Source organism: Streptomyces sp. NPDC057424 (assembly GCF_042803315.1).
In the GTDB taxonomy this organism is placed as follows: domain Bacteria; phylum Actinomycetota; class Actinomycetes; order Streptomycetales; family Streptomycetaceae; genus Streptomyces.
Window position 1 is genome coordinate 53046 of the sequence record NZ_JBHVCP010000009.1, and the last position, 24787, is coordinate 77832.

The following is a 24787-nucleotide window of genomic DNA, read 5'->3' on the forward strand; positions in this document are numbered from 1 at the left end:
CACTTCCGTCGTGCGGGCGGTTCAGGCGGCCTTCATGAAGGGGGCGAGGAATCCGATGTCGAGCCCGGCCGTACGGGCGAGTTCCGCCCAGACCCGCAGGGTCCGCAGCATGTCCCGCTGGCCCTCGGCGACCAGCCGGTCGGGCAGCTCGCCGGGGAAGGCCTCGAGCAGCCGCTCCCACAGCACGTGGACCTCGTGTACGGCGCAGCTGTCGCCGCCGAACTCCTCTCGCAGACCGAAGACCTCGGCCAGCTCGGGGCCGGTCGCGTCGACCACCTCGCGCATCCCGTACTCGAGCGCGAGCGCGAGACAGTGCGCGTCGTCCACGGCGACCCGGCCCGCCAGGCGCTGGTCGATGTCGAGCAGCTGCTCGAGGAAGCGGAGCTTGGCGGCTTGCTGCATCTGCGGCTGCTCGGTGCCCCCTTCGAGGTCCTCGACGTAGGCCCGCCCCTCGGCGAGCATCAGCCAGGCAGCCTGCACCCAGACCTCAACGGCCTGCTGACCCGCCATGACGTGCCCGGCCCGCACCGAAGGGAAGGCGGTGAGCTCGCTCGCGCCGCGCGATGCGCACGGCGCCCGGCCGCGGTCCTCGGTCATCTCCCGGTCACCCCTGTCTGTCGCGTTGGATGTCGTCATCGCCCGGCCTCCTCGTCCAGGTAGCCGATCCGCAGCCGGGCCGCGCCCGCCCGCAGCGCCCGCAGCAGGGAGGCTGCGGTCGGAGCGTCGAGCGCGGACAGCTCGTCCAGGCCGACCGGAGCACCGGTGAACGGCAGGTCCGTTCCGGTGCCGGCGCCGGGCAGCATCACTGCGCCGTCCGACCCGAGCAGAACCGCGGCACCGGGCAGGAAGGCCCGGACACGGCCGGTGAGTTCGACGCCCACGGTGACGGCCCGGGCGGTGCCGGTGGCCTGTACCGCGTCCAGGACCACCTCCGTGTACGGCGCGGCCAGCGGGTGACCGCCCGCGGCGGGGTCGAGGAAGGTGTGGACGTCCTTGCGGAGGCGTTCCAGGCCGGCGGCCGCCGACTGAAGCCGCTCGTCGTGCCAGGCGCCCTCGGCCATCAGCCGGGTCCAGCGCAGCACGTACCACTTGCGGGTGGTGTACACATCGCCGTGGTGGGAGAGCAGGCCGTCCATCAGATGCAGCAGCACGTTGTACGCGTAGCCCACACGCCCTCGCGTCTCGCCGGCGGCTTCGGCGAGCGTGGCGTGCACGACCTGCTCGATCGCGGTCTGCAGGGCAGCCCGGCTCCAGACCCGGCTGAGGGCGGGCAGCCACCGCAGGTAGGGCGCCGAGCCGTCCATCGCGAGGCCGTTGACGATGCGCTCGGTCTGCTTCCGGCGCGGTTCGCGCTGCTTGTCCCAGACGCGGAAACCCGCCACGGTCTGCTCGGCCGGGAGGTCCGCGAGACGGCTCAACTCCTGAAGGCCGACGGCGAGTTCGGCTTCGCTGAACGATACGACCTCCAGGTGGTGGCCGTTCTCGAAGATCTTGGTGGATATGCGAGGGCCGTCGATCGCGGCCTCCTGGATCCGGATGAAGTCCAGGTCGCTGGTCGGATTGGCCAGTCCGTGCACGGGGGAGCTGGTCAACAGCAGCAGACCCGCGCCGACGCGTTCGCGCATCAGCTCGGACAGCCACACGGGGTCCAGGTCACGGCTTTCGAGGAAGGCCGCCACCTGTGCACGACGACGAGCCGTCAGCCCGTCAGGAGAGAGGAAATGGGGAAAGCCGGACGGCATGACCATCATCTTTCGTCGATCGGATCGATAGCGCCGGTGCGGCCGGTGCGGCACAGGCCTGCGGCGTCCCGGCCAGGCCCAGCTGACCGAGGACCAGCGCGGCCGGCTGGGTGTTGTCGATGACACCCGCCGCGGCGCCGGGGCGGATGCCCGGTCCGACCGCCGCGTGGACCGCGTGCAGCCTGCTGTCACCGGTGTTGACCACATGGGCCCCGGTCTTGGCCGCACGCCGCACCACCGGGCCCTCACCCAGCAGTCGGGCACTCGGTTGGTAGTCGTCCGCCAGGACGACATAGGACACAGCGAGGTGTTCGGCCGGCCCCCCGGTGAGCGGCTCCCCGTCGCGGTCGAGGAAGCCGGCCACGACGGGGCGGCCCGTTTCGGGGTCCGTGATCGATGACAGGGCCGCCCTCGCCTGCCGGAGGGCGTGGCGGGCCCGTACGGGATCGCCGGCCGTACTCTCGGTGGCCCACAGGGAGCCGTTGTTCGCCGGGTGGTAGAAGACCTGGGAACCCTCCGGGTCCAGGCCTCCGTCGACATCGCGCGCCGCCAGGCCCGCGCGCACCAACTGGTCGTTGAGATGCACCAGGTGAGTGCTGCCGACCATGCCGTGGTCCGCACCGAGCACCACGGTGTCCTCGGCGCCGGCCCGGTCGAGGACCCGCCCGAGAATCGCGTCCGACCAGGTGTAGCAGCGCCGGATGTACGACCACACCCGCTCGGCGATGTCCGGCCGGTGGGCCGCGCTCCGCTCGTCGCACCAGCCCAGGAACTCGTGGCCCACGTCGTCGGTCATCGGCAGATAGACGACGACCAGGTCTGCTTCATGGGTCTGAAGGACCGCGTCGGCCGCAGCGCCGAAGGAGCGGGCGACGCACTCCACCGAGGAGAGGAAGACCTCCTCGGCGGAGCCGGCCCCGCCCTCGGCCAGCCGGGGGCCGAACGCAGCCTGGCGGTAGAGCGGTCCGACTCCCTCGCCGGCGAACGGCGGGCACTGCGCGAGGCGACGCGTCGTCTTCGGGTTGCGCCCGGCGGTGCGTGCCCGCCAGACGCCCGTGTGCACCAGCACCAGCTGTTCGCCCACCCGGAGACAGCGCATCCAGGTGCCGTGGTCGCGGTCCAGTGCGAAGGGCTGCCAGCCCTCCTCGGACCCGAGCAGCAGTCGCTCGCCGCCGGTGATCCGTACCCGATGCGAGCCGCCCCGGGCCCGCTCGACCACGGCTTCGACGCGAAACCCGCCGATGTCCCAGGGCTGGTTCCCGGGGCCGGGGTCCAGCGTGCGCAGTGCGTGCCGGGTCAGCCGGCCGCTGTACGCCTCCACCGCCCCGTCGATGTGCGGGCCGACGTGATCGTCGGCGCCGAAGACCCAGGGGGCGTGCACGAGCGCGCTGGTCAGATCGTTCTCGGACATGGCCTCCCACACCGGGGGCGTGGCGGGGAAACCCGGTGAGAAGCCGCTGACATGGCTGGCGACACCCTTTCCCGCCCCCGGCACGGTGTACCCGGTGACCTGATGCTCGGCCGGCCAGGTGCCGGTGAACAGGGTCGCGAGGGACGGCGGGGTCTGGCAGTTGGGGTGTGCGGGGCGCGCCGCCGCGAAGACACCACGCTCCCGCATCCGTGTGACGGCGGGCAGTGCGCCCTCACGTTCCAGCCGGTCCACGACCCAGTGCGCCCCTGCGTCCCAGACCACCCAGTAGACGGTCATGCGACGCCCCACTCCCGGACCAGCCGGGGCAGGCCGGCCACGGAGTCCAGCTCGTGGGTGGCCTGCCCGGTCAGCCCCTCGGCCCGTTGGTCCTCGTACTTTCCCGTGCGCACCTGTACGGTCCTGAGCCCGGCGGCGCGGCCCCCCGCGATGTCGGTCGTCGCGTCGTCGCCGACCACCACGCACGCGGTGACGGGTACGCCCAGGGAGAGGGCCGCGAGTTCGAAGAAGTCGGTGGCCGGTTTCCCCAGCACCCTCGCCTCGGTTCCGGCGGCGTACGCGACGGCTGCGACCACGGCGCCGGTGTCCAGGTGGTCCCCGTCGGCCCGCTTGAAGTAGCGGCCCGTCTGCAGGGCGAGCAGCCGCGCCCCGTCCCGTACGGCACGGAAGGCCCCGTCGAGCGCGGCATAGTCCAGCGTGTCCCGGCAGTCCCCGATCACCACATGGCTGTACGGGGGTTCGTCGGCCAGGGTCGGCAGCACCTCGCGCAGTTCCCGCGAGACCAGTGGGTAGGTGCGGGCCCCGGCGGCGGTCAGCAGCTGCGCGGCCGCCACCACCGGTGTGAACAGTTCCTCCGCCGCCACCGCGAGGCCGTAGCCGGCCAGTTCGGCCCGGATCCGCTCCGCGGACTTGGAGTCGGTGTTGGTCAGGAAGCGCAGCCCCACCCCCAGCTCGCGCAGGGCTGCCACCGCCTCCACCGCACCGTCGATCACGGCACCGCGGGCGTAGAGGGTGCCCTCCAGGTCGAGCAGGACCGCTCCCACCGGGGCGCAGGCCATCAGCCGACCTCCCGGGCCAGCTCGGGCCGGGCCGCGACGGCGTCCTTGAGGAAGGTGCGCTTCGAGTAGAAGCCGCACTGGTCGTTGAGGCCGCGCGCCCGCAGGAACGCCTCCAGCCAGGCGGCGATCTCGCTCATCTCGGCCAGCACCTCGGCCTCGTCGGGCTCGACGGCGACCCGGCTGCGCAGGTACTCCAGCTCGCACTGGTTGAGCGTCACCTCGCGGGCCTCGACCAGGCTGCAGTGGTCGAAGAAGACGCCGTAGACGTGACCGGTGCGCACCGACTCGAAGTTGACGTCGTAGCGGACCCGGCGGAAGGACGGCAGGCGGACGCCCTCCACCTTCAGCTCCTCGCGGACGTACCGCTCGAAGCCGCCGTCGTCGGCCAGTTCGAGCCCGTAGGTGTGGCTCTCTCTGCGGTTGAAGGCGTCCTCGGCGTACCACTTCCGCTTGAGCAGGTGCTTGCCGTCGGTCGTGGGGATGAAGGAGACGTAGCCGCGCTCCGCCTCGGTGGGGCCGGTGACCTCGAAGAGGTGGTTGAGGTAGTCCCAGGCCTGGTACTCGTCGCGGTACTCCATGACGTAGCCGGGCAGTTCGCCGTTCAGCAGGCTCTGGTACAGCTCGACCGTCAGCGTCCAGGTGTCCACGGGCGGGGTGAGCGTGTACTTGTACTCCAGCTCCTTGCCGCTGAAGCATTTGCGGTAGTAGCGCTGGTGGTTGTTGAGGAAGAGGAACTGTTCCGCGTGCAGCCGGACCGCTTCCGGCAGCCAATCCAGGTCCTCGACGCCGGCCGTGGCCACGGCCTCGGGCGTGATCCGGATGAAGCATGCGTCCTCGGCCAGGAACCGGATCTGGCTGTGCACGTGGGCCTGGCCGCCGTCCGCGGTGACGTAGAACAGCGGCACGAGCGGTCCGACGGCCCGACCGGTGACTGCGATCACCGCCTCGCGCAGCGACCGGCCGGCCAGCATGCCGGGGAAGAGCTCCTCGCCGCGCGCCTTCGCGGTGTGGCGGCGGGTCCCGTCGACGGTACGGACGGCCAGCTCCAGCGGGCCGAGCCGGTCCCAGTGCAGAACGACCGTATTGCTCGGGAAGGCCTGTTCCACCGGGGCGTCGAGCTCCACGAGGACCACGGGGTCGGAGTCGGTCGGCGGGGCCGTGCCGTTGAGGAGGTGCAGCCCGCCGAGGACCAGCCAGGCCCGGCGTCCGGCCGTGGCGGTGAGGGTGGTGGTGTCGCTCACGGTCGTTCTCCCTTGGGGCCGGTCGTCGCGACGGTGCCGTCACTGATCACTGCTTCGGCTCCGCTGATCCCGGCGGCGGTCACCGCGGGGATCCGGGCCTCGCGCAGCAGGATCGCCAGGTGCCCCAGCGCGGAACCCTGGTCGAAGACGAACCCCGCCACGTCGTCGAGGAGGACGGACAGCACCGCGTACGGCCGCGCGGTGCTGATCACGGGCTTCTCGTCGTACGACTTGACCAGGTCGAGGATTCGGGCGAGCCCCTCGTGCTCGGTGACGTCCTGGGACTTGTCGATGCTCACGGCCGGGCCGATGGACAGCCGGCGCAGCAGTGCGTCGTCGTCCAGGCGCAGCAGTGGTCCCCGGGCGGTGCCGGGGGAGATGCAGACCTCTCCGTGGGCGACGGTGACGGCGTCGCCGCCGCCGAGCACCGAGTAGTCGACGAAGTACAGCGTGCCCCGGTCGAAGACCCACTCCAGGGTCACCGGCCCGTGCTTGGCGTGCATGGCCGCCGTGAAGCGGGCGAGTTCGTCGAAGTGCGGGCGCAGCACCGTTCCCGCAGCGGGGCAGGTCACGTTGGACGCGTCGTCGTATCCCGCGTCCAGGTCCTTGACGACGATCGCCTCGCCGCCTGCGGTGCCCCGGTTGAGGGCCATCAGGCCCTCGTCGGTGTACTCGACGACGAGGCCGTTCTCGCCCGCCCGGCGGGAGATCACACCGAGCTCACCGCGGATGAAGTCGCGTACCACGACCGTGTGCAGATCCGTTCCGTCCGGGGCCGATCCGGTGGTGACGGCGAGCTGGTGCGGCACCTCCTCCTTGGGGACCACGATCTGGCGCAGGGTGTCGCCGAAGTCCAGGACGCACTCGTCGGTGCCGCCGGAGAGCGTGTCGCGCAGGGTCTTGCCGCCCTCGGCGCCGTGCAGGCCGCGGCCGTTGAAGCGGATGACCCAGCCCGCGCCGGTGGACACCCCGTGCTCGTGGGCCAGCCGGTGAGCCGGACCTCGCTTGGCGCTGTATCCGCCGTAAACGGCCGCCACGGCGCCGAGGTTGAAGCCGGCGGGAAGTTCGTCGGCATACAGCCGGTGTGCTTCGGTGACCGGCTCGGCGCAGCCGTGGGAGACCTCGCGGGCCGCGGTGAGCGGGCGTACCTGGACGAGGTGGACGCCGTCGGTGTCGGCCGCCCACTCGACGTCCACGTCGTGGCCGCGGCTCTCGCGCAGCCGCCGGGCCAGGTCCACGACCTGGACGAGAACCTCGTGTTCGGCCGCGTCGTGCTCCGCGTGCCCCGCGGCCAGCTCCGCCGAGTCGGCGCGCCGCGGTACGGCGACACCGGCGACGAGTTCGTCGGCGAGGCCCTCGACGTACTCGACGGACACCCGGTCGCCGTCGCCGCCGTCGAGGCCGGTGAACGCGACACCCGCGACAGTCGGGCGTACGAGCCTCTGGACGATCACGGCCAGTCGCGGTGCAGGAGAGAAGTCGCCGGCCCGGATACGGGCGGCGACGGCCGGAGCCTCGTAGTACGAGCGCCAGCACCTCTCGACGGCATCGATGACGGCATCCACGCCGCGCACGCCGAGGATGGACTGGTGGATCCCGGCGAGGCTGGAGCCCTCGGTGTCCTCGTCCAGGCCCGAGGAGCGAACGGCCAGTTCGGTCGGTTCGTCTCCGGAGTCCGGGAACACCTCGTTCAGCCGGGCGGCCAACAGCTCGCGGACCTGCTCGGGGACGCGGACCTCGGCACCGATCTTCTGGATCTTCGCCGCGGAGTCGGTGAAGAAGGCGCCGACGGTGGCCTTCAGGTCGCCGAAGGCGTCGGCGAGCGCGGCGTTCTGCTCGGCGGTGAGCGCGTCGGAGAACTCGCCCGCGGGCACGCAGAAGGCGGTCGGCACGCGGAAGTCGTGGCTGGAGGCGGCGAGTTGGGCGAACTTGGGGCCCACGTCGTTCGCGTCGAAGCTCGCGCCCAGCCCGGGGAAGCGCTGGCGGGCGAACTGCTTGTCGAAGTCGACGTGGATGTCGCTGGAGCGGGGGCCGACAGACCCCTGGTACTTGCCGTCGTAGAGGACGATCTCGCCCTGCGGGCGCCACCACATCATCTGGCCGATGTTGAGGCCGGGATACACCCGGACCCGGTTCATGCTGTAGAGCTGCAGTGTCCACTGGCCGGTGTAACCGATGTCGCCCAGGCTGGCGGAGAGGTTGATGAAGAGACCGAGCCGGGCGACCGAGGAGCGTGCGGCGAAGGTGGGCGCGTAGTGCTCGCTGCCCAGCACCTCGATGGTGTGGGCCAGGTAGAGCCGCCCGGGCTCCACGACGTACCCGTCGTCCGGGATCTCGACCTCTTCGAAGTCGTTCGTGCGCCGGGCGTCCAGCGGCATGGCCTGGTAGACCCGCAGGGTCTTGCCGAGGCGGAAGTTGTAGCTGTTGGGGTTTACCTGCTCAGGCGTGAACGGCTCGATCGTGATACGACCATTCGCCCGTTCTCGCTCGATCTCGCTCCCGGTCAGAATCATGGGTCGACCTGTTCGCTCGTCTCATAAGAAGGGTGTGGGGGCCTCGACGGCCGGCCGACGCGAATCGTTTCGCCGTGAAACGTTCACTGTGAAACATTCATGGCATCGCCTTCCCCCGTGCGTTGGTTGTCGTCCATCCGCCTGTCGTGGACACTGCCTTGCGGGAATGTGTGCGGGATGAATCACCATTCCAGAGCTTGCAGACACATGAGCGGGCAGAATGGTTTCAGCAAGCTGCATGGCAGCTTGCTGCCATGCAGTGCACAGGGGGGAAAGATGGGAAATGTCACCAATACGGACAAAGGTAGAGCATCGCAAGCAATCCTTCAGTCCGTGTATGAATATGCGTTGCAATGCGCCTCGGGGAATGCATTTTCGGCCAATTCCATCAGTGTGAATACCGGCCTTCCTCTCACAGACGTCCATGACGCGGTGAGAGAACTTCTGGCCCTCGGGCTGCTGCGCGGTGATTCCGGCGACGGACTCCGGGCGGTGGCGCCGGAGGAAGCCGTGGCCTCCGTCGTCGGCCCCCTGGACCGCGACATCCGGACCCGCCGCGCGCTCGCGGAACAGGCGCGGGCGTCGATCATGGGCTTCCTGCCCGTCTTCCAGTCGAGCCAGTTCTCCCGGGAGAAGGAGAGCAGGTTCGAGGTCCTGGAGGAGCACACCCAGGTCCGCGCCGTCATCGCCGACCTGACGGCGCGGGCCCGTACCGAGATACTCACGGCCCAGCCGGGCGGCGGCCGCGCCGGGGGGAGCTTCGCGGAGGCGGTGCCCAGGGACCGGGACGCGCTCGGCCAGGGCGTCCGCATGCGCGTCCTCTGCCAGCGCACGGCCCCGTTAAGCCCGGGCACCTCCTCCAGCATCGACCACATGCTGGAACTGGGCGCCCAGGTGCGGACCCTGGACGACCACTTCGTCCGGCTGCTGGTCTTCGACGCGGAGACGGCGATCATCTCCCTGCCCGGCAACCCGCTGGGCGCCGTGGTGGTCCGCGAACCGCACGTCGTCGCCTTCAGCGTGGAGACGTACGAGCGGCTGTGGCTGACGGCGGCCCCCTGCGTGGTGGCCCCCCGTGCCCGGGCGGAGGCCGCGGGTGACGTCCGTCAGGCCATCGTCCGTCTGCTCGGCGAGGGGCTGACGGACGCCTCCGTCGCCAAGCGTCTGGGTATGTCCGTGCGCACCTGCCGCCGCCACATCGCGGAGCTGATGGAGGAGTTGGGCGCCCAGAGCCGGTTCCAGGCCGGCTACCTGCTGCGTCCCCACCCGGTGGGACCGGCGGTGCGCACGCGCAGGGGCGCCGGCATGCCGCTGCGACCGCCCGGGCAGAAACGGGTGACCGCACCCGAGCGGGAACGACAGGGAGAGGCATGTTGACGAGCGACCACGGGACCGGCGAGGGCGAGCTGACGGTTCACGGACACGTGCATGCCGGATTCGAAGGCGTGCGTGAGGCCTTCGCGCAGGTGGTGCGGGACCAGCCGCAACCCACCGGCCAGCAGCTCGCGGTGTACCGCGAGGGGATCCGCCTGGTGGACCTCTGGGCCGGCCCCGCCGTGGACGGGGACTCCCTGACCGGCGTGTTCTCGGTGAGCAAGGGGGCCGCACACCTCGTCGTGGCGATGCTCGTCCAGGACGGCGTGCTCGACCTGGACCGCGCGGTGTCCGCGTACTGGCCGGAATTCGGTCGGTACGGCAAGGACCGGATCACACTGCGTCAACTGCTCGCCCACCAGGCGGGTGTGATCGGTGTCGACGAGGTCTTCACGATCGAGGAGCTGGCCGACGACCGGCTGATGGCCGAACGCCTTGCGGCGCAGGCCCCCTACTGGACACCCGGTACGGCCTTCGGTTACCACGGGCTCGTCATCGCCGCCCTCACGGGAGAGGTCGTACGCAGGGCCACCGGCCGGAGTCTGCAGGACTGGTGGGAGCACCGCGTCCGCCGTCCGTACGGCGTCGACTTCTACCTGGGGCTGCCCGAGGAGCTGGAGCCCCGCTACCTGCCCGTGCAGCCCGCCGTCCCCGAGCCGGGGGAGAGTGCGCAGAGCCCGCAAGAAGTGGGGAAGCTGCTGGCGACAGCCTTCAGCACCAGGTACATGCCGGACCTGTCCGTCTTCCCGAACTTCCGCCGCACCAGGGCCCTCGGTCAGGGATCGGCGGGCGGAGTGGCCTCCGCCCGGGGTGTGGCGGGAGCCTATGCGGCGGTCATCGGAGGGCTGGACGGCAGGCCGGCGCTGCTCACCCCGGACACGATGGAGACGTTCAGCCGGATCCACTCCGAGGGCATCGACGTGGTGGGCGGTGGCGAGAGCCGCTTCGCCCTGGGATTCCAGGTCCTCGACGACCGCTACACGGCACTGGGACCGGACGCCTTCGGTCACGGGGGCGCGGCCGGCGCCATGGCGTTCGCGAGTCCGCGCCACGGCCTCGCCTACGCGTACATCCGGAACCGGTTCGCGCTCGGTGACAGTGCGGACAGGGAGAACTCCCTGCTGATCCAAGAGGTGATGAGGTCGGCGGCCCGCGGCAACGGGTAGGGACGCCCGCAGGGCACGCCGGGGGGACTGCCCGCCCGGCCCCGGAAGGCGTCCGGCGCGCACGGATCCGTCCGCGTCCGGCGCATCGCGCACTCCTGTGCGGTGCGGCCGGCGCCGGACGAGGGTGCCGTGCGCGCGTGATGCCGTCCACCCCGGCGGCCCGGCCGTCGTCGCTCCGCTTCCGCGGGCCACGTCGCACCCAGACGTCCTCCTCACACCCGCATGCCTGAGACCACCGTTCCGGTTTACCCCTGTCCATACCAATGAGCCAATATCATCGGACTGCGCGGAGCCCTGTGAGGGGGCCCTGGTGGTCCGCATACGGGGCGAAACATGCATACAGAAGACACCGAACGAGAAGCGACGTTCGAGGCAAGACAGCTGCGTTTCCGGATTCTCGGACCGCTCGAGGTTTCCGCCGGCGGGGCGAGGCTCTCGCTCGGCGGCGCGGTCCAGGAGCGGGTCCTGTCCGTCCTGCTCCTGGAGCCGGGCCGGGTGGTCCCCATGCCCCGCCTCGTCGAGGCGGCCTGGGAGGACGATCCGCCGGCGACGGCCTTCCACCAGGTCCGCAAGGCCGTCTCGGAGCTGCGGCGCCGCATACCCGGTGACGCGGTCATCTCGACCGAGGGCAGCGGCTACCGCGTCACCGTGACCGCGGCACAGCTCGACCTGCTGGAGTTCAACGACCGGATACGGGCCGCCGAGCAGGCCCTGCGCGAGGACCGGCGGCGCGAGGCCACCACCGAACTCGAGGCCGCGCTCTCGCTGTGGCGCGGGGCGGTCCTCTCCGGCCAGGGCGGCGCGGTCATCGAGTCGGCGGCCAGGGCGCTGGAGGAGCGCCGGCTGGTGGCCATGGAGGAACTCTTCGACCTGCGCCTGGGCCTGGGCTTCAGCAGTGAACTGGTGGCCGACCTCCGGACCGTCGTCTCCGAGCATCCGCTGCGCGAGACCTTCCACGGCCACCTCATGCTCGCCCTGTACCGCACCGGGCGGAAGGCCGAGGCGCTGCACGAGTACGCCCGGGTCCGTGAAATCCTCGCCGATCAGCTCGGCGTCGACCCGTGCCCCCCGCTGACCAGGCTTTACGAGGACATCCTGCGCGACGATCCCGGGCTGCTGCTGCAACAGCAGCCGCCGGCCGTCGAGGAGTCGCTCCCGGCCCCGCCGCTCCGGGTGTGCACCCTGCCCCAGCCGCTGCCCGACTTCACCGGCCGCAACAAGGAACTCGCCGAGCTGCTGGCCTACGTCGACGCGGCGGACGGCTCCGACGACCGTGCCAGCCGGGTCGTGGCCGTCGACGGCATGGGCGGTTCGGGGAAGACGTCACTCGCGGTGTGGGCGGCCCACCGTCTCGCCGACCGGTTCCCCGACGGTCAACTCTACGTGGACCTCCGCGGGTTCACCCCGGGGGAGCAGCCGCCGGTGCCGCCCGGCACGGCGCTCGACCACCTGCTGCGCTCGTTCGGCGTCAGCGACGACCGTATCCCCAGCGACACGGAGGCCAGGGCCAACCTGTGGCGGGCCACCGTCGCCGGCCGCCGCCTGCTGCTGCTCCTGGACAACGCGGCCCACGCCGACCAGGTGACCCCCGTGCTCACCGCATCCCCGGGCTGCCTGGTCCTGATCACGAGCCGCTCCCGGCTGCTGGACCTCGACGGCGTCAGCTGGGTATCCGTCGGGCTCATGACGCCTCAGGACAGCGCCGCCCTGGTCGCGGCGACCCTCGGCGCGGACCGGGTCGAGGCCGAGCCCGAGTCGGCGGCCGAGCTGGCCGAGCTCTGCGGACACCTGCCCCTTGCCCTGCGCATCGCCACCGCCAGGCTGCGCAACCGTTCCTCGTGGACCCTGCGCTACCTCGCCGAACGGCTCCGCGACGAGACCCGCAGGCTCGACGAACTGCGCTCGCCGCAGCGCAGCGTCGCCGCGACGCTGCACCTGTCCTACATGGCGCTGAACGTGCGGCAGCGCGCCGCCTTCCGCACCCTCGGGCTCCACCCGAGCACCGGCATCGACGTCCACTCGACGGCCGCCCTGCTCGGTACCGACGTCCACGACGCCGAGTCGACCCTGGAGATCCTGCTGGACATGCGGCTGGTGCAGCAGCCGAGGGTCGGCATCTACACCCTGCACGACCTGGTGCGCACCTTCGCCCGGAGCCTGTTCGGGCCCACGACGGCGGAGCACGACGCGGCAGCCGTGGAGCGGCTGCTCGGCTACTACCTCACGGCGACGGACGTCGCCTGCCGGATCCTCTTCCCCGGCCGCGAGCAGCGCCGCACCGGCATACCGGCCTACGAGGGCAGCCTGCCTCCCTGGCCGGACGCCGAGGCGGCCCGGGCCTGGTTCGACCGTGAGCACAGCGGGCTGCTGGCAGCCGTCTCCCTGGCGGAACTGCACGGTCTGCGCCGCCACACCGTCTGCCTCACCCGCAACCTCAGTTTCCACCTGAACGCGCGCGGACAGTACGAAGACCTGTGGAACGTCGGCCGGACGGCGCTGGCCGCCGTCCGCGAACTGGACGATCCCCAGCTGCTCTGCGTCACCCTGTCCAACCTCGGGGTGGCCTGCTGGAAGATGGGCCGGTTCGAAAGCGGCCTGGAGGCCGCGCAGGAGGCCAGGGAAGTCGCCGTGTCCCTGGGGGACCGGCACATACAGGCCCACAGCGAGGCGACCATCGGCCTCCTCGCCTCGATGCTCGGCCGGTACGAGGAGGCGCTGACCCTGCTGGGCGAAGCCGTCGCCCGGTCGGCCAAGCTGGGCGCCAGCCGCGCCGAGGCGGAGGGACTGTCCACGCTGAGCACGCTGTACGAGAAGTGGGGCCGGTACGCCGAGGCCGCCGAGACGGCCCGCAGGTCCCTGGAGATCAGCCGCGCCATCGGTTACCACGGGAACCTGGTCATGTCGCTGACTGACCTGGCCTTCGCCCAGGTGGGTTCCGGGGAACTGGAGGAGGCCGACGAGAACCTGGCGGAGGCGCGGCGGCTGAGCGAGACGCGAACGGCTCCGGGAGACGTCGGCCTGGTGCTGGCGCTGTCCGCCCGGGTGGCGTACGCGCGGGGGAGGACCGCCCAGGCCGAGGGCTTCGCGGTGCGTGCGCTGGAGCTGGCTCGCACAGGGGCGACGCCCGTCAGGCTCGTGGAGGTGGAGAACATCATCGGCCATCTGCGGTCCGCCCTGGGCGCCTACGAGTCGGCCCTTGACCTGCACCGCCACGCTCACCGGGCCGCCGTGGACATGGGCTTCCGCTCGGAGGAGGCGGCCGCGCTGACCGGTCTCGCGCGTGCCCTGGACGCCCTCGGCGACAGGGAGACCGCGGAGCGGCACCGCGCCGAGGCGGCCCGTCTCCACAGGTTCATGGGTGTCCGGAGTCCGAGGACCGTCTCCGCCTGAGCCGGGAGGCCCGCGGCGGACGCCGGCCGGCACCGGCCGGCGGGTCAGGGGCTGACGGGAGGCGCGGCGGGACCGGCGTTGTTGGCCAGCACCACCGTGGCGTCCGCGGCGCCGCGCTCCGGCACGTCGTGCCCGGTGACCACCGTGAGCGCCAGCCCGGTCATCATGAGGGCCACGATCACGCCGGCGACGTCGCGTGCGGTCCGGACCGGGCGGCTGCTCGGGTTCTCGCTCATTTTCCGCTCCTGTGGAGGTCTGTGGGACAGGGTGGGCGGTCCGGGGTTCCGGCCCGCCCTCGATGAATCCCAAGGTGCCCGGAGCCGTTCCTGAGGCGTTACCGCGTCGTTCCCGCTCCCAGGGAAGCGACCAGGAACGGCGTTCCCACCATCTCCACCGGGCGCGGACCCGTGGGAGTGAGTGCCACGCTCGTGCGCATTCCTCCCGATTCGTGCCCGATCAGGTCGAGTGCGCCGCGGACGGTCTCCCGCACGTCCCCCCACTCCGCCTCCCGGAACCGCGCGCGGGAGTCCGGCCAGTCGATGTCCAGCAGGAGGTGCATGCCACCGATCGACACGGTGTCGACGTGGCAGACCGGCGCGGGGTCGTCGTCGGCGGCAGCGGGGCGCGGCGCGGGGCCCTCGCCGAGGAGCCGCCGCAGCTCGGCCTTGTCCGGCGGCCACGCTCCCGTCCGCGCCGGCGACGGGCCGAGTTCCCGCAGGACGTCGAGCAGGGCCGGTTCGGCGTCGCCACCGCACAGGACGAAGTCGATGCCGTGGCCGGGGCGGACGTCCGCGGCCATGTCCCGCAGCGTCCGCGCCGGGTCCTCGTCGGTCAGCGTCCGCTCCGGCGGGACGTCGCCCTGGCCGCCGGAGGCGGTGGCCGTTCCGGCGCCGCGGAGCGTCCAGGCCTCCAGCCCGGTGTCCGAGACGGCACGGACCAGCCCGGCGTCGGGGGTCAGCAACAGGACTCTGCAGGGCTTGCGCATCATGACCGTCTCATTCGTCGTCCGGCCTCGCCGGACGGATCGGGGGCGTCGGGGTGGCGTGCAGGCGGCCGACGGCGAGCGCCGCGTAGACGGCGGCGCCCGCGCCGAGCACGGACTCGTCGAAGTCGGCGAGCGGGGAGTGGTTGTCGGGTGCCGTCCCGGGGTCGGCTCCCGGAGGCGTGGCGCCGAGGAAGACCATCGCTCCGGGTACCTCGTCGACGACCCGGGAGAAGTCCTCGGAGCCGGTCATCGGCCGGGGCAGGGTCTCGTAGCCGTCCTCGCCGAACAGCTCGGCGACGGCACGGGCGACGGTGTCCACCTCGCCCGGGTCGTTGACGGTCACCGGATACAGGGGACGCCACCGCACCTCCGCCTCGACCCCGTGCGCGGCCGCCACGCCGCGGCACACCTCGGCCAGGCTCCGCTCGGCGCGGGCCCGGGCCTCGGGGGAGAACGTGCGGACCGTGGTCTCGAAGACCGCGGTGTCCGGGATGATGTTGTTCTGGGTGCCGGCGTGGAAGGAACCGGTCGTCACCACGACGGGGTCGAAGACGTCGAAGGCGCGGGTGACCCGCGTCTGCATCGCGACGATCATCTCGCAGGCCACCGGTACCGGGTCCTTCGCCGTGTGGGGCATCGCCCCGTGCCCGCCGGCCCCGCGCACCGTGACGGACAGGTTGTCGACAGCGGCCATGGTCGGGCCGCCCCTGGCGCTGAACCGGCCGGACGGCCGCCCGGAAGCGGTGACGTGCAAGGCGTAGGCGGCCACCGGCCGGGCCCCCGACACGTCCAGGACGCCCTCCTCCAGCATGTGGCGCGCCCCGTCGTACCCCTCCTCGCCGGGCTGGAACATCAGGACGACGTCGCCGGCCAGGCGGTTCCGGTGGAAGGCGAGCAGCCGGGCGGCACCGACCAGCATCGCGGTGTGCAGGTCGTGTCCACAGGCGTGCATGGCCCCGTTGTCCGAGGCGAAGTCCAGTCCGGTGCGCTCGGCCACCGGCAGGGCGTCCATGTCGCCGCGCAGCAGCACGGTCGGTCCGGGCCGGGCACCGCGCACCACCGCGGTCACGGAGCTGAGCCGCCGCCCGGTGGTGATCTCCAGCCCCAGCCCGTCCAGGCCCCGGAGCACCGCCTCCTGGGTGTGCGGCAGGTCCAGTCCCACCTCGGGCCGGGCGTGCAGGGTGCGCCTCAGCCGGACCAGGTCGTCCTGGATGCCTCGCGCGTCGTCCAGCAGACCGTCGGTGGGGCGGCCGGTCATCGCGCCACCGCTTCCCGCAGGCGGGCCGCGCCGCCGCCGGCCGACTCGGCACGGATCACGTCCGACAGCCGCCGGACGCCTTCCCTGACCTGGCTCACGGAGGGGTAGGAGTAGGAGAGCCGCAGGTTGCGCTCACCGCCCCGGGTGTGGAACCCGGTGCCCGGCACGTAGGCCACCCCGCCCTCGACCGCGCGGGGCATCATCGCCCGCGCGTCCAGTCCGCCCGGCAGGGTCAGCCAGACGAAGAACCCCCCGGCGGGCACCGTCCACGACACGCCGTCCGGCATGGTGGCGGCCAGCTCGGCGAGCATGGCGTCGCGGCGATCGCGGTACAGGCTCCTGGCGCCGGCGAGGTGCCCCTGCCAGGACGTGGTGCTCAGAAACCGGCTCACCGCCCGCTGGGTGAGTCTCGAGTGGGAGAGCATCGCGCTCTCCGCTGCGAGGACCAGCTTGCCGGTGACGGTGCGCGGAGCACGGACCCAGCCCACGCGCAGGCCGGGCGCCAGGGTCTTGGAGAACGAGCCCAGGTAGACCACCCCCTCGGGGGCGTCGGCGCACAGTGCCCGGTGTGGCTGTGCGCCGAAGTGCAGCAGCCCGTACGGGTTGTCCTCGACGACCAGGACGCCGGCACGCCGGCAGATGTCGAGCACCTCCTTCCGACGGTCCGCGCCGAGCACCCGGCCGGTGGGATTCTGAAAGGTCGGCACCGTGTAGTAGAACTTGGCCGGCCGCCCCTCGGCGGCGAGCAGGGCGAAGGTGTCGGCCAGCGCCTGGGGGACCACGCCGTTCCGGTCCATGGCGACCTCGACGATCCGGGCCTGGTGGGCGGCGAAGGTGCTGAGCGCGGTGACGTAGGTGGGGCCCTCGGTCACCACGCTGTCGCCCGGATTCACGAAGACGCGGGTCACCAGGTCGAGCGCCTGCTGCGAACCCACCGTGACCAGGACCTCGTCCGGCAGCGCCTCGATGCCCTCGGCCGCCATGACCTCACACATCTGCTCGCGCAGCACCGGGTCCCCCTGCGCGGAGCCGTACTGCAGGACACTCGGCCCTTCGGCGGCGAGCACCTCCTGGAGCACCACGCGCAGGGCCTCCGCGGGCAGGGCGTCGGGGCTGGGCATCCCTCCGGCGAGGGAGACGACGTCCTTCCGGGCGGCCATCGAGAAGAGCGCCCTGGTCTCGGAGGGCACCATCTGGTGCGTCCGGTCGGCGAAGAGCAGCGGTGGGGAGGTGACCGTCTCCAGGTGCGAGGTCGGCTGGAACGAGAGCATGGCGTCTCCTGAAGGCTTGGGCAGAGGAGGGCGAGGGCGCGGCGGAACGGGCGGGCGGTCAGGCTGGGGTCAGCTGCGGCTCGGCCTCGTCCTCGGCCTTCGCCCCGTCGGCGGTCCGGGGGCGGAAGCGGAGCGCGGCCCAGAGACCGCATGCCGCGAACGGCACCAGCAGGGCGGCGACGGCGAGGAAGGCGGCGTGGAGGGACTGCCGGGCGGCCAGCCCCAGCACCGGCATCAGGGCGGCGGTGCCCAGCCCGATCGCCAGCAGGCGCAGCGATGCCATCTTCGCCTTGTCCAGCGGACCGGCCTGCTGCTGCAGGAGGGTCAGGAGGAGGGTGATGCCGTTCAGGTTGGCGAAGCCGGCCAGGAAGAAGCCGGCGTAGTGCAGGGCCGGTGTGGTGGTGAAGGCGAGCCCCGCGGCGATCACCGCCTGCAGCGACACCCAGACCGGCAGCAGCGCCAGGCGGACCGTCCAGCGGGTGAAGAAGGTCGCCACGATCATCCCGGCGCCCAGGGTTCCCTCCAGGGCCGACACCGCCCACGGCTGCCCGCCGTGCCAGGCGTCGACGAGCGGGACCACCAGGGTGGACAGGCTGTAGGAGTACACGAAGTCACCTGCGCACATCAGGACCATCCCGAACACCACCACCTCATGGCGGTGCCGGCGGAACAGACCCGCCCAGTCCCGCAGCATGTCCGGCAGAGCCGACCGCAGGGTGGCGTTCCGCAGCCGCCCCACCGACTCCTGGCGCGGCGCCCGCAACCGCGAGACCACCAGGGCGGCCACCAGGGAGACCAGCACATCGACCAGCAGGGCCTGGGTGGCCGTGCCGACCATCAGGACCAGGCCGAGCGCCGCCATGCCGATCAGGCTGCCGGCCTGGATCGCGATGCCGATCAGGCTGTTGAAGGCCACGGCGCGGTCTCCGGCGATGTGGTGCGCGGTGAACTTGAAGAAGGCGGTGCGCTGCACGTTGTCGAAGACCGCCAGGAACACGGCGGCCGTGCCCACGACGGCCACCACCCCACCATCGCCCACGGAGAGGGCGACGACGATGACGCCCACGGTCACGGCCCGCATGAGACTGCAGAGCACGTAGACGGTCCTGGAGTCGAAGGCGTCGACCAGCGGCCCGGAGAAGGGGAGTACCGCCACCGCCCCCAGGCCCTGGAGGGCGAAGATCATGGCGAACGCCTGGGCGTCCCCGGTTCGCTGGAACAGCGTCTGCCCCAGCGCCAGTGTGTACAGGCCCATGCCGATGCTCGACACGAGCATCGAGCCGAGCATGGTGCGCGCTGTGGTGTCCCGCAGAATCACGGTGTCACCACCCGGACCGTCGCCTTGCCGGTGTTCCCGCCGTCGAGCATCCCCAGGAAGGCGTCGACGATCCGGTCGAACCCCTCGGTGACCGTATGCCGGTCCGTGACCGCGCCGGAGGCGAGGGCCGGTACCAGCAGTCGCTCCAACTGGTCCTGCGCGTCCCGGTGGTCGCGGACGAGGAAGCCCTCGAGCCGGATGCTCTTCTCGACGACGTCGAACAGGTTGCGCGGTGCGGCCGGCGGCTCGGTCGCGTCGTACTGGGCGATCGCACCGCACCAGGCGATCCGCCCGAAATCGCGCATCGCCCCGATCGCGGCCTCCAGGTGCTCGCCGCCCACGTTGTCGACGTACACGTCGATGCCGTCGGGCGCCGCCTTCGCCAGCTGCTCGGCGAGCCGGCCGTCGCGGTGGTCGAACGCGGCGTCGAAGCCCAGTTCTTCGGTGAGGAAGCGGACCTTGGCCGGGGAGCCGGCGCTGCCGATCACTCGGCCCGCCCCCATCAGCCGCGCCAGTTGCCCGGCCGCGCTGCCCACGCCCCCCGCGGCCGCGGAGATGTACACCGTCTCGCCGGGGACGAGCTTGGCGATGCGGGTGAGAGCGACGTAGGCGGTGAGGCCGGTGCCGCCGAGAATGCCCAGGTAGGCCTCGGGCGGTACACCGGCAGTCCGCGGCAGGACGCGCACGTCCTCCGGCCGTACGACGGCGTGGGTGCGCCAGCCCTGGCGGTGGAAGACGAGGTCGCCTTCGGCCAGGCCGTCGGTCCTGGAGTCGGTCACCCGGCCGATGGACCGGCCCTCCAACGGGGTGGACAGCTCCCAGCCGCCGTCCATGTTCTCCCGCATGTACGGGTCGACGGAGAGCAGGACGTTCTCCACCAGTGCGGTGCCGGGCTCCGGGACCGGCACCGGCTCCTCGGTGAAGAGGAACTCGGCGCCGGTGGGCCGACCGCAGGGGCGACTCACCTGCTGGACGAATCGTGCCGTCTGTGACATCACGGGGCTCCAGGAAGATGCGGAAGGAGGGAGGGAGGAGGAGAGGAAGAGGAGGGGAGGACGACGGGTGCCGTGGCGGCGGAGCCGTCAGCTCAGCCGGCGGTCGATCACGGTCCGGATCTTGCCGCTGACCGGATTCCGCTCCAGCGCCCCCTCGGGACGGCACTCGACCACGAGTTCGAACATCCGTAGTTCGTCGTCGTACAGGTGAGCGTCGCTCAGCGCCGGGAAGGTGTCGGCGAGGGCGGCCCGCAGGACGGCCGGATCCAGCTCCTCGCGCGACTCGGTGCGCAGCACCAGCGTCTCGGTGCCCTCCCGGGTCATCAGCTCCGCCTGGAGCTGGGACACCCGGAACTCCTCCAGCGCGGCGAGGATGTCGCCGTAGTGCACCGTCGCCGACTTGAACTTGAGGAGTCCGTCGCTGCGTCCGAGATACTCCAGCACCCGGCCGGACACCCCGCAGGGGCAGTCACGCACGGTCACCCTGCCCATGTCGCCGATGCGGTAGCGGATCAGGGGACCCTCGAACTTCTGCATCGCCGTGATCAGCAGGTGCCCGGTCTCGCCGTCCGGCAGGGGCGTGCCGTCCTCGTCGACCACCTCGACGAGGTTGTAGTCGTCGTTGACGTGGTGCAGCGTGCCGCCGAGCCGCTCGCACTGGTACCCGATCTGCGCCCCGTCGTTGGCCGCCAGGATGCTCGTGATGGACCGCGTGCCGAGTTCCTCGCGCAGCCACCGCTTGTCGGACTCGGTCATCGGGGTGCCGCCGTAGACGACCTTCTCCAGCCGCAGACCGGGATCCCGCCGCCGGGCCTCCCGGAGCAGGGGCAGGACCACGGCGGGCTGGCCCAGCAGGACGTTCACCGAGAAGTTGCGGACCAGCATCAGCATCATGTCGGCGGTGACCTGCTGGCCGGCGGAGAACGCCTCCACCGGCATCCGGGTCAGCTCGCTGGCCGTCGTCATGAGGCCGCCGTACAGGCTTCCTCCGACCAGCGCGTTGAGGACCCGGTCCCCGTTGTGGATGCCCAGCGCCCGCAACAGCGGGATCGCCTCGCGGACCATGTTCTCCCAGTCGGTCCGCGAGTACACGATGTACCGCGGCTCCCCGCTGGTGGCCCCGCTGCGCAGCACCTCCCCGCTGGGAAGCGCGCCGCTGGACATGTCCCGGCTGCGGGGCAGCGACTTCTCCTCCAGCGTCGCCTTCTCCAGTACGGGCAGCCGGCCCAGGTCGGCGACCCTGTCGATCTGCGGCAGGTCGCGGTAGTGGGGCGTCCGGCGGGCCATCCCGACGAGGTAGCGGATGCGGGCGTCCATGCGTGACGCCCCGTCGGGGTCGGCGCGGCGTGCGGCGTCCAGCGAGGTGCCGGCCAGGTAGACGCAGGTGAACAGCTCCCGGAACCAGGCCGCGCGGCAGTCGACGTCCGCGATGGGCGCCTGCGGGCCGTCCTGCCCGGGTGTGAGCCGGATGCGGACCGAGGGCACTCCTGGACGCCCGGACCGTGCGAACAGCTCCCCCGAAGGAATCACCGAGTCGCCGGAGAGCACCACCAGGTCGGGAACCGCGACCACGACGCCCTTCACGTCGGCGCCGGGCGCCGCCACCTCGGCCGGGGGCAGCGGGAAACCGGGCTCGCGCAGCACCTCGAACAGAGCGCGCCACAGAGCGGGGCGGGAGGTACGGACGGTGACCGAGTTGCCCGTCGCCCAGGACAGCAGCAGCCCCCGGAGCGTGTTGCCGGCCCTGTCGTCGTCGAGGACGACGCGGCCCACCGGCGCCTGTTCCCAGACGTCACCGGTGTCGACGAGCGGACGCCAGGGGAACTGGCTCAGACCGCCGAGCGCCTCGTCGAGGGCTTGGGCCATCGCGTCGCCGTCCAGCAGGCAGCCGAGTTCGAGGAGGTCGGCCTCCTTCAGGAGCCGGGCCACCGGGGACGCGGCGTCGACGGCCAGGTCCTGCTGGACGTGGCTCACGGCCAGCAGGAGGTCGGTCGGGTAGTGGCGGGTCATGCCGCGCTCCCCAGCACGGCGGGCACGCGGGTCCCGGAGCCGACGGTGATGCCGTCCGCACAGGCACGCAGGAACCGTCCCAGCTCCTCGGCGTCGGTGTGTGAGGCCTCGATGAACACCGGGCACTCCCATTCCTGGTAGGTGATGTGGCTGGGCAGCGGACGGTCGGCGGGCAGGACGTACATCTGGTCGACGCAGGGGTGGTCGGCCAGGCCGGCGGGAAGGACGACCTCGGCGGTTCCGGCGGGGAGATGGTGGCCCGGGAAGGCCAGCCAGCCGTGGTAGCGGCCGCTGGGCTCGGCCGTCGGCGGACGCTCCAGGCCCAGCCGTACGGCGATCTCATGGGACGGCAGGTGGACGCCGTAACGCCGCTCATGGGCGGTGACCACACCGGCCCCGCCGACCCGGTTGGCGACCTCCAGGAACACCAGCTCGTCGTCGGCCGTGTGGAACGCCTCCAGGTGGACGCAGCCGTCCTCGATACCGAGGGCGATCGACACCTCCCGCGCGAGGTCACGGTGAGCCTCGGTCAGGGGTATCTGGTGCGAGCCGAGGGGCAGGCCGCCGGCGAACTCCACCGGCTTGTTGATGTACCGGCTCGTGGCCAGCTCCAGGAATCTGCCGTCCTGCATCAGCCCGTCGATGTGCAGGATGTCGCCCTCGATGTGCTCCTCGAGCTGGTAGCTTCCCGGGTCGGGCAGCTTGCGGTAGGCGCAGAGGGCCTCGCGGGCGGTGTCCAGCACCATGACGCCCTCGCTGGAGGCCCCCGAGCGGGGCTTGAGCACGGTCTTCCCGCTCCACGGCAGAGGCCCGCAGGCGGGAGGCGCGCTCACGAAGCGGGGGTGGCGGATCCCCGAGCCCGCCAGGGCCTCCTTCATCCGGACCTTGTCCCGGACCAGTTCGATCCGGGCCGCCGACGGGCCGGGCAGCCCCAGGTGACGGCGGATGTCCACCGCCTCCAGGATCCCGAACTCCGACAGGGACAGCACCTTGTCGTAGCCGTCGGACGGCTGGACCCGGGCCGTCACACCGGAGGCAAGGTCGTCGTCCTCGTCGAGCGGAATCCGTGAACAGCGCAGGTCGCCGGGGATCTGCCGCAGCGACATGGGCCGGCCGATGTAGGTGACGTCGTGCAGGTCGTGGTCGATTCCGAGGTGGTAGGAGATCTTGCGGTAGGGCACCTGGTGGATCACGAGAATCTTCATCCGGAGTACTCCAAGGCTGTGACGCCCCAGCTGAATCCCATGGCGCTGGTGGCCAGCAGGACCAGGTCCCCCTCGCGGAGCTTCTTCTCCTCCAAGAGGTCGTCCAGGGCGATCAGGGTGTCGGCTCCGCCCATGTGGCCGAGCCTTCCGTAGTTGAAAACGCTGCGTTCGGCGGGGATGCCGAGGGTCTTCAGCAGGCGCTCGTGCATCCCCATGTCACCTTGGTTGATCAGGAACCAGGCGACGTCGCCGATGTCCCGTCCGGTGGCCGTCAGCGTCTCGCGGACAAGACGGGTGAAGTTCTCCACGTAGGCGGCGGCGAGGCCTCGCCGGTGCGCGCCCCGCCGGATGACGACCCGGCCGCCACGCCATTCGCCCCGGTAGTAGTCGGACCAGCTGGGGTCGGTGCGCATGACCGAGTGGAGGACCCGGAAAGCGCAACCGTCACTCGCCAGCAGTACCGCCGCGCCCGCATCACCGAAATTGAAGAGGGCCTTGGAATCCGGGTCACCGTAGTCCACCATCCTGCTCAGGCGGTCGCCGAGGAGAACCAGCGTGTACGCGCCCGGCCCGGTCGCGGCGGACTCGGCCGCCAGGCGGATCGCGGTCAGGCCGGCGTTGCAGAAGTTCGTGAGCTCGTAGCAGTGCGCGTTCCTGATGCCCAGTTCGTCGGCCACCTTGGCGGCCGGCGACCAGAACGGGGTGTCCCACTCGCCGGATCCCGCGTAGATCACCTCGCGGATGGCCGAGCGGTCGGTCCCGAGCCGCTCCAGCAGCCGGGAGGCCGCCCTCGAAGCCAGCCCCGACGCCGTCTCGCCGTCCGCGAGGACCGGGAACGAGTCGGTGTGGGTGATGGCCGCGAGGTCCGCGACGGGCACGCCCGAGACCTGATGCATGTCCCGGATGTCCGCCGTCGCGGACGGGAAGCAGACGTCGAAGTCGACTATGCCGCCCACGGTTCCCTCGCCTCGATGCTCACGCGGTGCACCGTGCGGTCGACACCGGGCTCCACCGGGGTGGCCGCGTGGTAGGTGAGTTCGCACTTCCAGATCACCAGGTCACGCGGGGTCCACCGGTGCTCGTAGACCCGTGCGGGATCCCGGATCAGCCGGTCGAGCAGCGCGAAGAACTCCTCGTTCTCGTTCGCGTCGAAGCCGATCACGCGCTCCATGTACTCCGGCGCGCCGTACACGTAGCGACGGCCGGTGGTGGGGTCCGTCTTGATCAGCGGGTGCTGGACGGGCGGGTGCTGCTCCTCCACCAGCGCCTTGAACTCCGCGATGGACAGCCCGGCGTGCTCGGCGGAGATCCGCTGGCGCTTGGAGACGGTGTGCACCGCCATGCGGCCCTCGACCTTCTCCTTCCACTCCTCGGGCAGGCGGTCGTAGACATCGGCCGCGTTGGCGTAGAGGGTGTGGCCGCTGGTGCCCGGGACATCGATGCCGTGCAGCATCGTGTAGGGCGGCGCCGCCTGCTGGTAGGAGGAGTCCTGGTGCCAGAAGTTGCCGACCCGCGCGACGCCGATCGCCATGTTGTTCTTCTTGGCGTTGGAGGAGATCATGATCTCCTCGTGGTCCGGGTGGCGGTACTTCGCCATCAGGAAGGGGATGGGCCGGCCGATACGGCTCGCCAGCTCGATCTGCTGCTCCGGGGTGATGTCCAGGGAGCGGACGACGACCAGCTCCCGCTCGTGCAGCAGCGTGGTCACCTTGTCCCAGAGCACGGGGTCCTGAAGGTCCTCGTACGTCACACCGGTCATCTCGGCGCCGATGAAGGGCGTGAGGTCGTTGATCCGGATGTCGGTGTCCGTCATGGTCACGGTCATGTTGGTT

19 protein-coding genes are annotated in these 24787 nt (G+C 71.5%); 3 read left to right on the plus strand and 16 right to left on the minus strand.

Annotated elements, in window-relative coordinates; translation table 11 throughout:
• Positions 1-21: 21 nt before the first annotated feature.
• Genes ACFU3E_RS10710 through ACFU3E_RS10735 form a run of 6 tightly spaced genes read right to left on the minus strand, consistent with a single transcriptional unit; the run spans position 22 to position 7983 of the window.
• Positions 22-636, minus strand: coding sequence for a DUF6031 family protein (locus ACFU3E_RS10710; protein ID WP_384154769.1), 615 nt, complete (start codon positions 634-636; stop codon positions 22-24).
• Entirely contained in the window at positions 633-1679 is a 1047-nt protein-coding gene (locus tag ACFU3E_RS10715; RefSeq protein WP_384154771.1) for a DUF6001 family protein, read from the minus strand. Before ACFU3E_RS10715 ends, ACFU3E_RS10710 begins: the two co-directional genes overlap by 4 nt.
• A gap of 28 nt (positions 1680-1707) precedes the next feature.
• The gene (locus tag ACFU3E_RS10720) at positions 1708-3450 is read right to left on the minus strand and encodes an alkaline phosphatase family protein (protein ID WP_384154773.1); all 1743 of its coding nucleotides are present in this window, start codon (positions 3448-3450) and stop codon (positions 1708-1710) included.
• Positions 3447-4229, minus strand: coding sequence for an HAD-IIA family hydrolase (locus ACFU3E_RS10725; RefSeq protein WP_384154775.1), 783 nt, complete (start codon positions 4227-4229; stop codon positions 3447-3449). Before ACFU3E_RS10725 ends, ACFU3E_RS10720 begins: the two co-directional genes overlap by 4 nt.
• On the minus strand, positions 4229-5470 hold the full coding sequence (locus tag ACFU3E_RS10730) for a hypothetical protein (protein ID WP_384154777.1): 1242 nt from the start codon (positions 5468-5470) through the stop codon (positions 4229-4231). Before ACFU3E_RS10730 ends, ACFU3E_RS10725 begins: the two co-directional genes overlap by 1 nt.
• Positions 5467-7983 carry a PEP/pyruvate-binding domain-containing protein gene (locus ACFU3E_RS10735; RefSeq protein ID WP_384154779.1) on the minus strand — a complete coding sequence of 839 codons (2517 nt, stop codon included), beginning with the start codon at positions 7981-7983 and terminating at the stop codon, positions 5467-5469. The genes ACFU3E_RS10730 and ACFU3E_RS10735 overlap by 4 nt, the downstream gene beginning before the upstream one ends.
• Before the next feature lie 432 nt (positions 7984-8415).
• On the opposite strand from ACFU3E_RS10735, the gene ACFU3E_RS10740 reads away from it, so the two are divergent.
• The 3 genes from ACFU3E_RS10740 to ACFU3E_RS10750 all read left to right on the plus strand — a co-directional run bounded on the left by ACFU3E_RS10740 (position 8416) and on the right by ACFU3E_RS10750 (position 13913).
• Positions 8416-9360 (plus strand): LuxR family transcriptional regulator, encoded by a 945-nt coding sequence (locus tag ACFU3E_RS10740; RefSeq protein WP_384154780.1) that lies wholly within the window; start codon positions 8416-8418, stop codon positions 9358-9360.
• Positions 9354-10523, plus strand: a complete 1170-nt coding sequence (locus ACFU3E_RS10745; RefSeq protein WP_384154782.1) for a serine hydrolase domain-containing protein — start codon at positions 9354-9356, stop codon at positions 10521-10523. Before ACFU3E_RS10740 ends, ACFU3E_RS10745 begins: the two co-directional genes overlap by 7 nt.
• 333 nt (positions 10524-10856) lie before the next feature.
• The gene (locus tag ACFU3E_RS10750) at positions 10857-13913 is read left to right on the plus strand and encodes a BTAD domain-containing putative transcriptional regulator (protein WP_384154784.1); all 3057 of its coding nucleotides are present in this window, start codon (positions 10857-10859) and stop codon (positions 13911-13913) included.
• A 44-nt stretch (positions 13914-13957) separates the two neighbouring features.
• Here the strand turns inward: ACFU3E_RS10750 and ACFU3E_RS10755 are convergent, their stop codons facing one another.
• From ACFU3E_RS10755 to ACFU3E_RS10800, 10 genes are all read right to left on the minus strand, one after another.
• Positions 13958-14149, minus strand: a complete 192-nt coding sequence (locus ACFU3E_RS10755) for a hypothetical protein (protein ID WP_384154786.1) — start codon at positions 14147-14149, stop codon at positions 13958-13960.
• A 98-nt stretch (positions 14150-14247) separates the two neighbouring features.
• Entirely contained in the window at positions 14248-14901 is a 654-nt protein-coding gene (locus ACFU3E_RS10760) for a hypothetical protein (protein WP_384154788.1), read from the minus strand.
• A 7-nt stretch (positions 14902-14908) separates the two neighbouring features.
• A complete protein-coding gene (locus ACFU3E_RS10765) occupies positions 14909-16156 on the minus strand; it encodes a M20 family metallopeptidase (RefSeq protein ID WP_384154790.1) in 1248 nt (415 codons plus the stop codon).
• The gene (locus ACFU3E_RS10770) at positions 16153-17427 is read right to left on the minus strand and encodes a PLP-dependent aminotransferase family protein (RefSeq protein ID WP_384154792.1); all 1275 of its coding nucleotides are present in this window, start codon (positions 17425-17427) and stop codon (positions 16153-16155) included. The genes ACFU3E_RS10765 and ACFU3E_RS10770 overlap by 4 nt, the downstream gene beginning before the upstream one ends.
• A gap of 58 nt (positions 17428-17485) precedes the next feature.
• Positions 17486-18745 (minus strand): MFS transporter, encoded by a 1260-nt coding sequence (locus ACFU3E_RS10775; RefSeq protein ID WP_384154794.1) that lies wholly within the window; start codon positions 18743-18745, stop codon positions 17486-17488.
• Positions 18742-19740, minus strand: a complete 999-nt coding sequence (locus ACFU3E_RS10780) for an NADP-dependent oxidoreductase (RefSeq protein ID WP_384154796.1) — start codon at positions 19738-19740, stop codon at positions 18742-18744. The genes ACFU3E_RS10775 and ACFU3E_RS10780 overlap by 4 nt, the downstream gene beginning before the upstream one ends.
• 87 nt (positions 19741-19827) lie before the next feature.
• Positions 19828-21750, minus strand: coding sequence for a phenylacetate--CoA ligase family protein (locus ACFU3E_RS10785; RefSeq protein WP_384154798.1), 1923 nt, complete (start codon positions 21748-21750; stop codon positions 19828-19830).
• A complete protein-coding gene (locus ACFU3E_RS10790; protein ID WP_384154800.1) occupies positions 21747-22955 on the minus strand; it encodes an ATP-grasp domain-containing protein in 1209 nt (402 codons plus the stop codon). Before ACFU3E_RS10790 ends, ACFU3E_RS10785 begins: the two co-directional genes overlap by 4 nt.
• Positions 22952-23911, minus strand: coding sequence for a 3-oxoacyl-ACP synthase III family protein (locus tag ACFU3E_RS10795; protein ID WP_384154802.1), 960 nt, complete (start codon positions 23909-23911; stop codon positions 22952-22954). Before ACFU3E_RS10795 ends, ACFU3E_RS10790 begins: the two co-directional genes overlap by 4 nt.
• Positions 23899-24780 carry a TauD/TfdA dioxygenase family protein gene (locus ACFU3E_RS10800; RefSeq protein WP_384154804.1) on the minus strand — a complete coding sequence of 294 codons (882 nt, stop codon included), beginning with the start codon at positions 24778-24780 and terminating at the stop codon, positions 23899-23901. Before ACFU3E_RS10800 ends, ACFU3E_RS10795 begins: the two co-directional genes overlap by 13 nt.
• Between the last annotated feature and the right edge of the window lie 7 nt (positions 24781-24787).

Excerpts from the sequence above, each read along its gene's own strand:
- ACFU3E_RS10760 (WP_384154788.1), bottom strand. The coding sequence starts at position 14,901 with ATGATGCGCAAGCCCTGCAGAGTCCTGTTGCTGACCCCCGACGCCGGG.
- ACFU3E_RS10745 (WP_384154782.1), top strand. The coding sequence starts at position 9,354 with ATGTTGACGAGCGACCACGGGACCGGCGAGGGCGAGCTGACGGTTCAC.
- ACFU3E_RS10755 (WP_384154786.1), bottom strand. The coding sequence starts at position 14,149 with ATGAGCGAGAACCCGAGCAGCCGCCCGGTCCGGACCGCACGCGACGTC.
- ACFU3E_RS10750 (WP_384154784.1), top strand. The coding sequence starts at position 10,857 with ATGCATACAGAAGACACCGAACGAGAAGCGACGTTCGAGGCAAGACAG.
- ACFU3E_RS10800 (WP_384154804.1), bottom strand. The coding sequence starts at position 24,780 with ATGACCGTGACCATGACGGACACCGACATCCGGATCAACGACCTCACG.
- ACFU3E_RS10785 (WP_384154798.1), bottom strand. The coding sequence starts at position 21,750 with ATGACCCGCCACTACCCGACCGACCTCCTGCTGGCCGTGAGCCACGTC.
- ACFU3E_RS10720 (WP_384154773.1), bottom strand. The coding sequence starts at position 3,450 with ATGACCGTCTACTGGGTGGTCTGGGACGCAGGGGCGCACTGGGTCGTG.
- ACFU3E_RS10725 (WP_384154775.1), bottom strand. The coding sequence starts at position 4,229 with ATGGCCTGCGCCCCGGTGGGAGCGGTCCTGCTCGACCTGGAGGGCACC.
- ACFU3E_RS10765 (WP_384154790.1), bottom strand. The coding sequence starts at position 16,156 with ATGACCGGCCGCCCCACCGACGGTCTGCTGGACGACGCGCGAGGCATC.
- ACFU3E_RS10780 (WP_384154796.1), bottom strand. The coding sequence starts at position 19,740 with ATGTCACAGACGGCACGATTCGTCCAGCAGGTGAGTCGCCCCTGCGGT.
- ACFU3E_RS10710 (WP_384154769.1), bottom strand. The coding sequence starts at position 636 with ATGACGACATCCAACGCGACAGACAGGGGTGACCGGGAGATGACCGAG.
- ACFU3E_RS10735 (WP_384154779.1), bottom strand. The coding sequence starts at position 7,983 with ATGATTCTGACCGGGAGCGAGATCGAGCGAGAACGGGCGAATGGTCGT.
- ACFU3E_RS10770 (WP_384154792.1), bottom strand. The coding sequence starts at position 17,427 with ATGCTCTCGTTCCAGCCGACCTCGCACCTGGAGACGGTCACCTCCCCA.
- ACFU3E_RS10790 (WP_384154800.1), bottom strand. The coding sequence starts at position 22,955 with ATGAAGATTCTCGTGATCCACCAGGTGCCCTACCGCAAGATCTCCTAC.